Raw genomic sequence first — 13,908 nt, 5'->3', positions numbered from 1 at the left:
ATTTAGGTTCTGGCGCCGCAAGGTGTGAGAGTTCAAGTCTCTCCTTCCGCACCATATTTACTCTAAAAATAGAGATAGAAACCCAGCTTTTTAGCTGGGTTTTCTTTTATCTATCAAAAAATTATTGCGTGTCGTTTACACGACCAGGCTACTTTCCTGCAGATTGATTCTTACAAAAACAAAACCCAGCCGAAGCCGGGTTTTCACTTAAGTCATGACTTTAATAGTTTCTAAAGAGATCAGCTCTTTAGCCTAAAAGCCCCAACGCTGAGTTGGGCGCTTGCTTTGCTTGTGCAAGAACAGAACTAGAAGCTTGAGTAAGGATCTGAGACTTAGTCAATGCAGTCGTTTCTTTGGCAAAGTCGGTGTCTTTGATGCGGCTCTTAGAAGCATTAACGTTCTCATTAATATTGTCTAAGTTATTAATTGCATGATTGAAACGGTTCTGGAATGCACCAAGCTCGGCACGATGACTATCCACAAACTTTAATGCAGCATCGACGATGGCTACAGATTGCTGAGCGCCTCCTACAGATCGTACATCAATAGTATCAACAGTTACCGCTTGAGCATCACCAATTCCCAAATCACCTGCGAGGCTTCCTCCAAAGCTTGCTACGCCCTCAACCTTGTTATTGTCTGTAAACAGCTGTAGTTGTCCATCTTCATCGACAGATGCTTTTACAAGGTCTGTTTGACCATTGATATACGTCGCAAGTTCTTCGATATCATCGCCAGCCTTAGCGTTGATTTCGAGGTTTTGCTCCTGACCAAACTTGTCTGTTAACGTGATAGTTAAATCGTTAGCGCCAGCTTGAACAGCCCAATCGGCATCTTGTCCATTTTCAGCGACGTAGCTGTTCCCCCCCATCATGGTATTATCGCTGCGCATATTTTTCATGGTTAGCATTACAGCTTCACCATTATCTGCACCAATCTGGAATGATTTCGTTGCAAAAGTGCCGTTAAGTAGCTTGTTACCACCAAAAGAGGTAGTTTCAGCAATACGGTTCAGTTCGTCATTCAGTGCAGTAATCTCTTCTTGGATTGCAACTCGTTCAGACTTAGAGTTTGAGCCATTTGCGGATTGTAGTGATAGATCACGCATACGCTGAAGAATGTTGGTTGTTTCGTTCATTGCACCTTCAGCAGTCTGCGCCATCGAAATACCATCATTAGCATTTCTTACCGCCACATCCAGGCCTCGGCTTTGTACGTTCAAACGGTTAGAGATCTGCAGCCCTGCCGCATCATCTTTCGCACTGTTGATCTTAAAACCTGAAGACAATCTCTCCATCGAGGTTTGTTGTGCATTAGACGCAGCGTTCAAATGTCTCTGTGCTGTCATCGCTGCAACGTTAGTATTTACATTAACCGCCATAGTGGTCTCTCCTATTGATTTTCCGTTACCGGAACTTCCAGTTGAGCTTTCCGACGTCTCGGAAAACCAATGAGTTCTCTCAAAGTAACTTTTATAACGACTCAAAAGCGGTCAACTTTAGAACAAAAAGTTGAAATATTAGCCAGATTTGCGTTATGTAGTTGAAAACATGATCGAAGAAATAAATATGAAATTTGATGCTAAAGTTTTCGACATTTTGGTCGGGGCACCAGATGGGAGTGCGTTGGGAGAAACTCGTGAGAAACGACAGCGAGGCTTATTCAAATAGCATTACCGGTGAATCACTACTCACTGTGTATGTGGGTATCTACCATAAGCTTTCAAATAAAGAAAAGCCCCTTTTCCTTTGAGAGAACCGGGGCTAGAGGGTAGCCATGCAATGTGGAGATCGAGAGAAATGATCATAGCTTGGCTATTTGTTACATAGGAATCACGCTAAATGAGACAGGGTGTGAGAGAGAGCCTCATAAACGCTAACCTATGCTTGCCGCAATTTCCTCACTAGCCCCACGTCTGGGATTACGCTAGTGAAGAGTCTTGCTATTACTGCAATAGTGACATTGCAGAGTTTGGCAACTGTTTTGCTTGAGCCAGAATGGATGTACCAGCTTGTTGCAGAATCTGTGCTTTGGTCATCGCGGTGGTCTCTTTCGCGAAATCTGTATCGCGAATTCGACTGTTCGACGCCTCTACGTTTTCCTGGATGTTTGCCAGGTTGTTAATACTGTGGCTTAGTCGGTTTTGCTTAGCACCCAAATCTGCACGCTGAGAATCAACGTAACGCAGTGCTGAGTCGATGATACCTACTGCATTCTGTGCACCACCAACACTACGAACATCAATGCTTTGTACCGTCGTTTGAACACCTGGACCACCATTTAAGCCCAGCTCACCAGCTAATCCACCAGAGATGCTTAAATCGCTCTTCAGGTCAGCCTGAGATGCAAAGATTTGCAGTTTACCATCTTGGTCAACCGACGCTTTCACTTGGTCCGTTTGACCATTGATATAGGTTGCTAATTCTTCGATATCATCGCCACCTTTTGCAAGAATATCGATAGCGACAGGTTCACCATCTTTGCCGGTAAATTCAAGCTTAAGGTCACGAGCGTTAGCCGGTACTCCCCAGTCTTTGCCTTTACCTTGCTCTGCAATAAAACTTTGGCCACCCATACGGAAATCATCCGCACGAATACTGGTTAGGCCCATAATAATTGCTTCACCCGAACTAGCACCAATCTGGAATGATGCTTCACCGAACGTTCCGTTTAGTAGTTTACGACCACCAAAAGAGGTAGTTTCAGCAATACGGTTAAGCTCGTCTTGCAGTGCTGCAACCTCTTCGTTGATTGCCGTACGTTCTGAATCAGAGTTAGTACCGTTAGCTGATTGCAATGACAAGTCACGCATACGCTGTAAGATAGCCGTCGACTCATTCATCGCACCTTCGGCTGTTTGGGCAATCGAAATACCATCGTTAGCGTTACGCATAGCAACATCAAGGCCGCGGGACTGAGCCGTTAAGCGGTTTGAGATTTGCAGACCCGCCGCATCATCTTTCGCACTGTTAATTTGTTGGCCTGATGACAAACGTTCCATTGACGTATTTAAGTCACCTGTTGCCTTATTTAAGTAACGTTGAGCGGTCATAGCCGAAACGTTAGTATTTACTGTTATGGTCATAGTTTGCTCTCCTAGTGAGTTCGCAAGTGCTTGCGAAGCGGCCAGCTTAATCTCATTTGGAAGCACTGACCGTAAATGCCTTGCTAAGCAGATATCTGCTTAAAACGTGTTTTTTCACTCTGTACAGTACAATTCAAGTTGCGTGCCAAGTCGGATTAATTAATGAATATTTTTATTTATCACTTTTTAATCAGCAACTTATGAACACCTCTCATTTACTGCTACTTTGGTTTATTTTTTGTTCACTCTTTGCGGCAAACTGTTTGCCGCTTCTTTGCCACATGATTGCCGTAACGTTAAGCTACGTACTTGTCACTGGCTGACTTTCGCTCTTAAGGCATTGCACATAAGGCTAAAGTCATTAAATGTAATTAAACAAAGTTAGATCTTTCGTCTTACCAAACGCTTGTTGAGACGCTTGCAGTGCTCGCGAATTTTCATTGAATTCAATGATAGCGGCAGCGTAATCTAGGTCTTCGAAGTTGCTCTTTGATTTAGCAAGCGTCATTTTGAAGTCGTCGTGCTGCTCTTCTTGAATATCTAATGTGTTTAAACGTGCACCCACGTCCGTTCGAGCTTTATTCAAATGAATAAATGCTGCGTGAAACTCTTGAGTTACTTGGTGTAATTGGGCTGTATTCGACGCATCAGACACAGATCCCGACGACAAATCCATCGCCTCTCTGAATGTTTCGAAAATGCTGTAGCTACGGCGTGGTTCAAGTTCTATTGCATCACCTTTGGTAATTTGCCCTTTAACTTGAATGGTCACGTCTTCATATTTGATACCTTTGCTCGGATCGAAGGTATCTGCTTGGACAACAGAGCCATCACGTTCAAGTTGATAACCATATTTCCCATCAGGCATGTCAACGAACGTAACTTTATAAGTAGACTGATCATCGGGATTGAGATTGATTGCCCTCTCTAACAAGAGTTCTGAAGCCTCTTTTAGATCATACTTAGGGGAGAAATCTCCGAATGGGTTATCTATCTCCATGAACAACTTACTACCTGGATCATTGATAGGCATTTCAAGGCTGTTTGAAATCTTCATTTTCCGTTGATAATCATCACCGGCGTAAACGACTTCAGCATCTCTATCTCTGAAAAAAGGTTGGTTCTTTGGCTTTGTACCCGCAAAAATATAGTTTCCGGATTCATCCTGTACATTAACCAAATTTAGGAAGTTGTTTGATATTTCTTCGATTTCACGTCGCTTCGCTAAACGGTCTTCAGGAGATAATGCACCGTTGATCATTTCCATTACGGTACGTTTCGCTTCATCTGCAAACTCTTCTGCGTTGGAGATGATCACCTCGTGGTGTTCCAGACGGTTTCGCGTTAACACGATTGCATCACTGTACTGACGAAGTTGCTCTTTCTGCTGTCCAATATTCTGGATATAGTGAGTCGCTAGCGGATCATCGCTTGCCTTCATCAGCTTTTTGCCTGAAGCCAATTGAGCTTGGTTATGATGAACCTTTCCCTCTTGGCGGCGTAAATCGTTCTGTACGGATTGGTAGTTATGAAAACTGGAAATTCGATTCAACATTTACCCCTCCTACCTCAACGCCAAAATGGTGTTAAAAGTGTCATTCGCAGCCTGCATAATGCGTGAAGATGCCATATACGCCTGCTGAAACTTCATCATGTTCGCCGCTTCTTCATCGAGGTTAACGCCAGAAATAGATGCCACTCGTTCTTGAGCTGCCTCTTTCTCTAAACGAGACACATCGGTTAATCGAGATGCCGTCGACATCTGTAGTCCCACATCGGTGTTTAAGTTGTGGTAGATATCTAATACCGTCGATTCGCCATCATTCAGTTTTTTATCTGTCTGAATATTTTGCATCTTAAGCAAGTTTCCGTTATCACCTTCTGAAGGGACGAGGTTTGCCGTAAACTTATCATTTGGCAACGCGCCTCCCGTTAGCTCAAAGGTTGTACCTTGAACGGTAACTGGACCTGAAGGCGGATAGTCTTGAGGTTGCATCAGAATTCGACCTTTTGTATCAGTGACGGCAAATTGTTTCCCGTCCGGCGACACAATCACTTCGAATTCACGTAAATCACCAGCCGTATCAATACTGAATTTGGCTTTCCCTTGAGCAAAGGTCGTGGATGCCTCATAGCTCTGTGCCGCTATATGAGCGGGATCATTCGTTTCCATCTTCATTTGCGCAGCAGAATTCCGCGTAGGGCGAATTAACACTCGCTCTCCTGCAGCAAGGTCTTGTCGGATATCAATACGAATGCCATCTAAACTGATCGCATCATCAACCACAGGAACTGCAAACTGCTCGCCATTTGGTCGCGTAATATAGTAATCACCACCGCTATATTGCAGCGAGTATTCTCCCGCAACCAACTGGCTGGTGTCTTCGATGTAAACGGCTAGGTCGGCTTCTGATTTGGAGGAAGTCACTACACGAGATTCCGCGATAATGTCCGAGTTAACATCGGTAAAAATGAGCCCTCCGATGTTGCCACGCAAATCAAGCCCTTGAGACTGCAATTTGTTAATGTCATAGGAAAAAGAAGCAGCCATTTTTCCGAGTTCATCCATTAATTGAGGAATCTTCTCATCTCGCATCGTTAGCATTGCTCCAAGCTTGCCATCGATGTCTTTGGTTGTAATGGCTTTGATTCCCTTGCCTTCAATCATGGCGAGTCTGCGCTCGTGAACATCTGGGTAACCATCAATCATGGTTAACTTACTTGCTTCAGTACCAGACACCAGCGTGTGTCCATTACCAATATGTACGTTAAACCCTTCCGCGTTTTTACGAGGTGTAACGGTCACTTTGGTGTATTCAGACAGCTCGTTCACCAGCTTCTCATGCTGGTCCATCAAATCATTGTGGGGGCCTGGTGTACGCATCATGAGTCGATGTAGATCTCTGATCTCTAGTGCTAACTGGTTAATACGCTCAATGCCTAAATCCAGCTTCTTATTCGACACATCAGATTGACGACGAATGGTTTCGTGGAAGTCATTCAGGTTTTGAGTAATCAACGTTGATTTTTCAAGCACAACCTTACGCGCGCCAACATCATTTGGCGAATCAGCGAGTGACTTAATAGCATCAAACCATTCATTAAGATTTTCAGGGATCTTCTTCGACGAAACAGAAGACAACATATTAGAGAGCATCTCTAAGTTAGCTTCATCATCAAGCTTATGGGCGTAGTTAGTGGTCGACATGTTGAGTTCGTTAACGGCAAACTGATCCCATGAGCGGCGAACTTTTTCCACATGTACGCCCATGCCATAGGTTTCACCACCAAATTGGCGTGGCATGTTTGTACCTTGAATCACCGACTGACGGCTGTAACCCTCTGTATTTGCATTAGAGATGTTATGGCCAGTAGTGTTAAGTTGTCTCTGAGCTGTTAGGACACTTTGTGAACCCAAACTCAGTAGATCAGACGCCATATTGCCCCCAAGAAACCTTTAAAAATCAGTGTTAACTGAACATCTAAAGATTTAAAAGCAATATGTGTGCCATATACAAAAAACAAGAAAAAGAGGTGGCAATTTAGGGCTATTGAAGTGTTACGTAACCATCTGTAACTCGCCAATGAATGATGTGGTTAATAGATACTGCGTGTAGCATTTATGAAAAAGCTCACCCGAAGGTGAGCTCATTACATCTGGTCAATTTTCGCTTTAACGCGTAGAACTTTGTCCGCGTAGTTCGGGTCCGTTGCATAGCCAGCTTGATGTATCCCGCGAATAAACTGCTCATCACTACCGCCGTGGCGCAACGCGGTCGTATAACGAGGGTTTTGATTTAGGAAGCGCACGTAGTCATTAAAGCTATCTTCAAAACTGTTGTATGAACGGAATGCTGCATTCTCTTTGACAGGGACACCTTGATGGTATTCCAGAGTTTGAGTCGCAACTTTGTCGCCGCCCCAGCTTTTGTCTGCTTTGATGTTAAATAGGTTATTACTGCTTCCTCGACTGTTGCTCACCAGCTTCTGACCCCAGCCGGTTTCAAGAGCAGCTTGAGCAAGTAGTAGTGATGAATCAACGCCAAGCGCTTGAGCGGCTTTTTCAGCGTAAGGACGCATTGAACCGACAAAAGATTCCGGGCTATCAAATGAGTGAGTTGGCTTGATGTGAACTGAAGAAACAATGCTAGGCTCAACATTTGCACGCGCGTCTCTTGCTTGATCAACTTTTTGCATCATAGCTTCAAAGTCTACACTGCGGCTCGCTGCATTTTGATTTTCTACAGAACCCGACGAAAGTTGCGCGACAATCATATCTGCCAAACCAAGCGAACCAGAAGAACTCAACTCACTAGACATTTGTTCATCCATCATTTGTCTGTAGAACTGCTGGTTTTGGCTGTCCATCAGGCCAGATTCAAAACTGGAGTTTGCATCACGCATAGATTTAAATAACATCGACGTGAAAATGGCTTCAAACTGCTTTGCTGCCGCAGTCAGCGCAGCCTTTTCGCTACCTTCATCGCCTTCAACCGCTTGCTTACGAAGCTTGTCTAAGCCTGCAATATCGTGAATAAAGCCAATATCATTACCGTTATTAATCATCGTCAACTCCCTAGATAATGATCAACTGACCTTCAATGGCACCTGCCTGCTTCAATGCTTGCAGGATTGCCATAAGATCCGAAGGCGCTGCACCCACTTCATTTACCGCACGTACCAGATCGTCAAGGGTGAGACCAGGCTCAAACTTAAACATCTTGCCCTGCTCTTCCGTTACCTGAATGTCAGTATCAGGCACCACCACAGTTTCTCCGCCACCAAAAGCATTCGGCTGGCTTACATTTAGGTTTTCTTTGATAGCAACCGTCATACCACCGTGGGTCACAGCGGCAGGTTTAAGACGAACATGCTTACCGACCACAATTGTGCCTGTACGTGAGTTAACAATGATCTTGGCAGAACCTTCTGCTGGGTCAAACTCTAGGTTTTCTATCGCCGATAAGAAAGCAACTCGCTGAGAAATATCTCGAGGGGCACGAACCTTAACTGATGTCGCATCTACCGGAGAAGCCATCTGAGGGCCGAGGAAATTATTTACCGCATCAGCCATGCGCTGTGCTGTAGTGAAATCAGACTCGAGCAGATTGAACGTAATGTAATCACCACGGCCAAATGGAGAAGGAATCTCACGCTCTACCATTGCGCCGTTTGAAATCATACCCGCTGTCGGGTTATTACCGACGATCTTAGAACCATCTGCACCTGTTGCACTAAAACCACTTACCACAAGGTTACCTTGAGCTACAGCATACACTTGGCCATCTAGACCTTTCATCATGGTTTGCATAAGTGTACCGCCACGAAGGCTTTTCGCTGAACCAATTGATGAAACGGTTACATCTATGGTTTGGCCTTGCTTAGAAAAAGCAGGAAGTTCAGCGGTTACAATAACCGCAGCGACGTTTTTCGTTTTTGGCTTTGTACCAGGTGGCAATTGAATGCCAAAGCTTTGCAACATCGCATTGAAGCTTTGATCAGTAAAAGGAGTCGATTCACCGGTACCAGGAAGACCTGTGACTAGACCGTAGCCAACCAATTGGTTACTACGAACACCAGCAACTTGAGCAACATCTTTAATTCGCGCCGCATAAGCTTGTGTTGCCAGTAACATTATACTGATGATAAGTAGAATCAACTTCTTCATGAGATACCTTTGCCTTAACTCTGTTTCCACTCTCGTCTGTGCCAAAAAAGCGACTTTAAACGAAGTTAAAGGGATACATTGAAGAATCGTGCCAAGAATCCAGGCTCTTGCATATCTTGCTGATTCCCCGTACCTGAGTACTGGATTCTAGCGTTAGAAACTCGATTAGAGGCAATCGTGTTATCAAAAGAGATATCATCAGGTCGAATCGTCCCACTCAAGCGAATGTATTCATCGCCCGTATTCAGAGTTAGCCATTTTTCACCACGGATAACCAAGTTTCCGTTACCAAGCACTTCAATTACTTCTACCGTGATTGAGCCTGTTAAACTATTGCTTTGATTTGCGCTGGCATCACCGGCAAAGGTGTTGGTGTTATTTAAGTCGTATGAAAAGTTATAATCACCACCGACTTTCAATTCTTGCCCACCTACAAACAATGGTTCCATTGAAGAATCATTGGTCTTCGACATATCCGCATTTGCACTTTTTGCTGCCTTGGTTTTCTCATCTAAAGTGACTGTAATGATATCGCCAACACCGCGAGGTTTAGAGTCATCATATAAACTGCTGGTGCGTGATGAGCTAAAAAGTGAACCCGTTTCAGCTGCGTAATGCTCTGGCTGATGTTTAGGGTGAATTGGAGCCCAAGCAGGATCACCCGCAACCGGATCATTTCTGCCGCGCAGCGTATCCACGATACCGCTTTGATCATCTCCCGACTTGTCACCTTCTACGGCATCGACAGTCGTTGTACCACCAATAACATCAGACGTTTCTACTGGCGGCTCAAGCATCGTACAGCCTGACATTAACCCAACCACTAGCACTGAAAATAAACGATTCATTTTACTTACCTCGAGCACTAAGGCTTACAGTTGCTGATTAACAAAGCTCATCATCTTGTCTACCGCTGAGATTACTTTTGAGTTCATCTCATAGACACGCTGAGCTTCGATCATGTTAACTAGCTCTTCCGTCACATTAACGTTAGAGGTTTCGAGCATCGATTGGCGAATGTCACCAAATCCATCAAATCCTGGGACACCTTCTTGAGGATCGCCACTAGCACCCGTCGGTAAATAAAGGTTCTGGCCAATTGGCTCAAGACCACCGGGGTTAACGAAATCAACCGTCGTGATTTGACCAACTACCACGTTATTTTGCTCACCGCGAATTCGAACCGAAACTTCGCCATCTGTACCAACTGTAATACTGATAGCATCTTCTGGAATGACGATTTCTGGCTCAAGATTGTATCCGGCTCCCGACGTGACAATTGCGCCCTCGTCATTCACGGTAAACTGACCATTACGCGAGTAACCAATATTGCCGTCTGGCATAAGGATTTGGAAAAAACCGTCGCCTTCGATCATCATATCTAAGCTGTTATTGGTCGTCTGCGTATTGCCTTGAGTATGAACCTTTTGCGTTGCGACCACTTTAGAGCCAGCACCTAGCATCAAGCCAGTTGGTAATTCAGTGTTCTGTGAGGATTGACCACCCGGCTGGTTAATATTCTGATAAAACAGATCTTCAAATACTGCGCGGCTTTTTTTGTACCCTACTGTCGATGCGTTCGCTAGGTTGTTAGAAATCGTTGAAATATTCGTTTGTTGAGCGTCTAAGCCCGTCTTACTTACCCATAATGCCGGATGCATAATATTCTCCTAAATCTTTATTAGCTCATACGAAGTAGAGAGTCAGACGACTTGTCCATCTCTTCTGCTGTGCTCATCATCTTCACCTGCATTTCAAACTGACGCTGCAAGTCGATCAGGCTAGTCATCTCACCAATAGCATTAACGTTACTACCTTCGATTGCGCCTGTGAGCAATTTAACATCGGCATCTGCTTCGTATGCCGCATTAGGATCTTTTGCACGGAATAAACCGTTAACATCTTTGAATAGTGATTGATTGTCGGTACTGGTAAGTTTGATTCGATCAACAACTTCAATAGCATCCGCTGGAGCGCCTTGCGGTACTACTGAAATTGTACCGTCGGTACCAATTTCGATTTTGCTAAGAGGAATAGGCAGAGTAATCGGCGCACCGGTTTCTCCAAGAACTAAGTTACCGTTCCCACTAATCAGCAGGCCGTTAACATCGACTTTTAAGTTACCATTACGCGTCAGGCCTTCTTTACCGGTTTTATCCAGTACTGAAATCCAGCCATTGCCTTCAATGGTCACATCTAGATCTCGACCAGTCGTGATAACACTACCTTGTTGAAAATTATGTCCCGGACGCTCCGTCATACTAAATACGCGAGTAGGTAAGCCTTCGCCGTACGCTTGCATCGAACGAGCTTGCGCCAAATCAGCACGGAATCCCGTGGTACTGACGTTTGCCAAGTTGTTTGCTCTAAGCTGTAGGGCTTGCATGTTCTGCTTAGCTCCGCTCATAGCAAGATAGAGTGCGCGATCCATAATTTGCTCCAAAAAATCACAATTCGGATCAATTAAAGCAAGTCGCGTGCCAGAAAATAATTTAATTATTATTCAATAATTTAGATAGTCGATAGAAAATTAAGAAGAGATAATCAACGAAATAATGCCTTAAGCGGCAATAATAGCAAGCTGATGATTGCCACCAGCTTGCCATTCAGGTTATTGCACATTATAACGTCGTGAGATTCACTAAAGTTATCGAATCTGTAGGATGTTTTGTTGAGTTTGGTTATGTACTTCAAGAGAACGAGAGTTCGCTTGGAAGTTACGTTGAGCGGTGATCAAATCAACAAGCTCTTGAGTCATATCGATATTCGATTGCTCCAATGTACCGCTATTGATCGAACCAAAGGAGCCTTTGTTTGACTCGCCCCAGATCTTGTCACCAGAGAACTGAGTCGAATCCCACTGGGTTCCGCCTTTCTTGTCTAGGCCCTGCTCATTTGCAACGCGAACCATAGCAACACGACCTAAAGTGATATTCTCACCATTTGAGTAAGTACCTAGAACGCTACCATTCTCGTCGAAGTCAACTTTGGTCAAGAAACCTGTTGTCGCGCCATCTTCATCAAACTTTGTTAGTTCAAATGGAGCAGCAAACTGAGTCGCACTATCCAAACCAAATGATAATGTTTGAGTGATATCTGCACCATTTAGATTAACCGCATTCGGATCATCAGGACCAGTACCACCAAGCGGGCCAGATACAATGTTTTGACCATTGTTGAGACTCGCTAACGTACCATCATTATTAAACTTCATGGTGTGACCCACATGGCCTGTCGGTGTCGTTGCATCACCACCAACAATATTGAGAGGCTTTTCACCAGCGCTGTCTGTCACAGTGTAGTAAGTTTGCCATGTATTTGCTTGCGTCTGATCTTTCAGATAGTACGTGGTCAACTTGTACGACTGACCCATGGAGTCATAAATCGTCGATGATGTTGAACGGTTGTACGTTTCTGGATCTGTGTAGTCAAACAAAGCAGGGTCTTTCAAAGTTCCACCAGCAGGTAAGTTGACACCCACTTCAATATTTGCCGTTTGTTTTGGTTTACCAAACTCTTTTGGAATGTTTATCGGAGACGGCTCATAAGACAGCACATCACCGGTATCACCATTCACTTGATAGCCTAACAGGAACTCATCATTCGCTGTTACCATGTAGTTATCTTTGTTCAGGTGAAACGCACCATTTCGGGTAAGCTCGTTTGACGTAGGCTGCAGGCGATCTTTTGCAACTGCAAAGAAGCCAGTACCGCTGATACGTAGATCCATTGGGTTATTCGTGTAAACACTTGAACCTTCATGAAACTGTTGAGCTACTTTCTGCGCTTGGACACCGCCACCAGGGGTAGTTTTCGCATTAGTAAACAGTGAGTTAGAGTAAACATCACCGAACTCGGCACGAGACTCTTTAAAGCCATATGTGTTCGCGTTCGCGATGTTGTTACTGGTGGTATTCAAATCTAATTGAGCAGCGGAGAGACCGCTTAGTGCAACATAAGACATTCCAAATTCTCCTATCTAGCTAGCATATCTACTTACTCGAGAGTTACGCTTTACCAACTTCTAGTACTTCAGCAAGTCGAACTGGCGACTCAAAGCCAGCCAGATTGAGCAGTACGTTACCATCACCTTTACCTAGAAGAACGCTATTTACGTTTGCATAGGTCGAAACCTCAAACTCTTTGCTTTCTCCATCTAATAAGCCCGAAGCTCTCACTTTGTACTTACCAGCCGGCAATGGATTACCGTTTGAATCTTTGCCGTCCCATTCAACGCGGCTATCACCCGGAGGTCTAGAGCCTACATCAAAGGTACGAATCAGCTGTCCCATTTGGTCTTCTACTCGCACCATCAGATTATCAACAGATTGAGGTAGCTTAACCATGGCAGCCATACTGCCGTCATCTTTTTTCACGCCCGCAGCACCCGGTATTAATACGTCTCGTCCAACCAATGAGGAAGCCTGTAGTGCTTGGTTCGAAGTCATCGAAGCATTCAAGGTTTCGAACTGGTTGTTCATTTTACCAATACCATCAACGGTCGCGAATGACGCCATTTGCGCAATCATCTGGTCATTACTAACCGGCTTAAACGGATCCTGTTGAGAAAGCTGCTTAGTGAGTAGCGATAAGAAGTCTTCTTGTTTTAGATCTTGCTTACCAGTAGTCTCATTCGGCTTATTCTTGTCTTGGAGCTGTTTAAGCTGGTCCATATAGGACAAGCTACTTTGACCAACATTATTTATGCCATCGGCCATATGTTACCCCCTTATCCCTATTGACCCATCTGCAGCGTACGCAGCAGCATTTGTTTACTTGCATCTGCAACTTGCACGTTTGTTTGGTACGAGCGAGACGCAGAAATCATATTAGCCATTTCTTCCATCACATTGACATTTGGCTTGTAAATATAGCCTTCATCATTTGCGAGTGGATGGTCAGGGTTGTATTCCGCATTGAGCGGTTTGTCACTCTCCACAATACCCATTACCTTGACTGGCACGGTATGACCATCGCCATACTTCGCCTTACTTAACTCTGCACCAAATACAGCGTGGCGAGCTTTATAAGTATCTTTCGCCGAGCTAGAGATACTGTCTGCATTAGCCAAGTTGCTTGAAGTAGTATTTAGACGAACAGATTCAGCGCTCATGGCAGAACCAGTTACATTGAATACATTAAATAAGCTCATCTA

The 13,908-nt window shown here is 44.4% G+C and carries 12 protein-coding genes; all 12 read right to left on the bottom strand.

Annotation, left to right across the window (positions count from 1 at the left end):
* Window positions 1-247: 247 nt before the first annotated feature.
* A complete protein-coding gene (locus tag AC4MRV_RS09165; RefSeq protein ID WP_491187122.1) occupies window positions 248-1,381 on the bottom strand; it encodes a flagellin in 1,134 nt (377 codons plus the stop codon).
* Between the two features lie 564 nt (window positions 1,382-1,945).
* Window positions 1,946-3,085 (bottom strand): flagellin, encoded by a 1,140-nt coding sequence (locus AC4MRV_RS09160; protein ID WP_491187121.1) that lies wholly within the window; start codon window positions 3,083-3,085, stop codon window positions 1,946-1,948.
* A 361-nt stretch (window positions 3,086-3,446) separates the two neighbouring features.
* Window positions 3,447-4,640, bottom strand: a complete 1,194-nt coding sequence (gene flgL, locus AC4MRV_RS09155; protein ID WP_491187120.1) for a flagellar hook-associated protein FlgL — start codon at window positions 4,638-4,640, stop codon at window positions 3,447-3,449.
* A gap of 9 nt (window positions 4,641-4,649) precedes the next feature.
* Window positions 4,650-6,524, bottom strand: coding sequence for a flagellar hook-associated protein FlgK (flgK, locus tag AC4MRV_RS09150; protein ID WP_491187119.1), 1,875 nt, complete (start codon window positions 6,522-6,524; stop codon window positions 4,650-4,652).
* Window positions 6,525-6,736: 212 nt separating this feature from the next.
* Window positions 6,737-7,651, bottom strand: coding sequence for a flagellar assembly peptidoglycan hydrolase FlgJ (flgJ, locus tag AC4MRV_RS09145; RefSeq protein ID WP_491187118.1), 915 nt, complete (start codon window positions 7,649-7,651; stop codon window positions 6,737-6,739).
* Between the two features lie 10 nt (window positions 7,652-7,661).
* Window positions 7,662-8,753 carry a flagellar basal body P-ring protein FlgI gene (locus AC4MRV_RS09140; RefSeq protein ID WP_491187117.1) on the bottom strand — a complete coding sequence of 364 codons (1,092 nt, stop codon included), beginning with the start codon at window positions 8,751-8,753 and terminating at the stop codon, window positions 7,662-7,664.
* A 65-nt stretch (window positions 8,754-8,818) separates the two neighbouring features.
* Window positions 8,819-9,601: a flagellar basal body L-ring protein FlgH gene (flgH, locus tag AC4MRV_RS09135; RefSeq protein ID WP_491187116.1), complete on the bottom strand. Its 783-nt coding sequence runs from the start codon at window positions 9,599-9,601 to the stop codon at window positions 8,819-8,821.
* Window positions 9,602-9,625: 24 nt separating this feature from the next.
* Entirely contained in the window at window positions 9,626-10,414 is a 789-nt protein-coding gene (gene flgG, locus AC4MRV_RS09130) for a flagellar basal-body rod protein FlgG (protein ID WP_491187115.1), read from the bottom strand.
* 20 nt (window positions 10,415-10,434) lie between these two features.
* Window positions 10,435-11,184 (bottom strand): flagellar basal-body rod protein FlgF, encoded by a 750-nt coding sequence (gene flgF, locus AC4MRV_RS09125; RefSeq protein WP_491187114.1) that lies wholly within the window; start codon window positions 11,182-11,184, stop codon window positions 10,435-10,437.
* Between the two features lie 216 nt (window positions 11,185-11,400).
* Window positions 11,401-12,717 (bottom strand): flagellar hook protein FlgE, encoded by a 1,317-nt coding sequence (gene flgE / locus AC4MRV_RS09120; protein ID WP_491187113.1) that lies wholly within the window; start codon window positions 12,715-12,717, stop codon window positions 11,401-11,403.
* A gap of 43 nt (window positions 12,718-12,760) precedes the next feature.
* Window positions 12,761-13,471, bottom strand: coding sequence for a flagellar hook assembly protein FlgD (gene flgD / locus AC4MRV_RS09115; protein ID WP_491187112.1), 711 nt, complete (start codon window positions 13,469-13,471; stop codon window positions 12,761-12,763).
* Window positions 13,472-13,488: 17 nt separating this feature from the next.
* Window positions 13,489-13,905: a flagellar basal body rod protein FlgC gene (flgC, locus tag AC4MRV_RS09110; RefSeq protein WP_491187111.1), complete on the bottom strand. Its 417-nt coding sequence runs from the start codon at window positions 13,903-13,905 to the stop codon at window positions 13,489-13,491.
* Window positions 13,906-13,908 lie beyond the last annotated feature (3 nt).

It is taken from the genome of Vibrio sp., from assembly GCF_984391705.1.
This window is presented reverse-complemented; position numbering and strand designations above follow the sequence as displayed.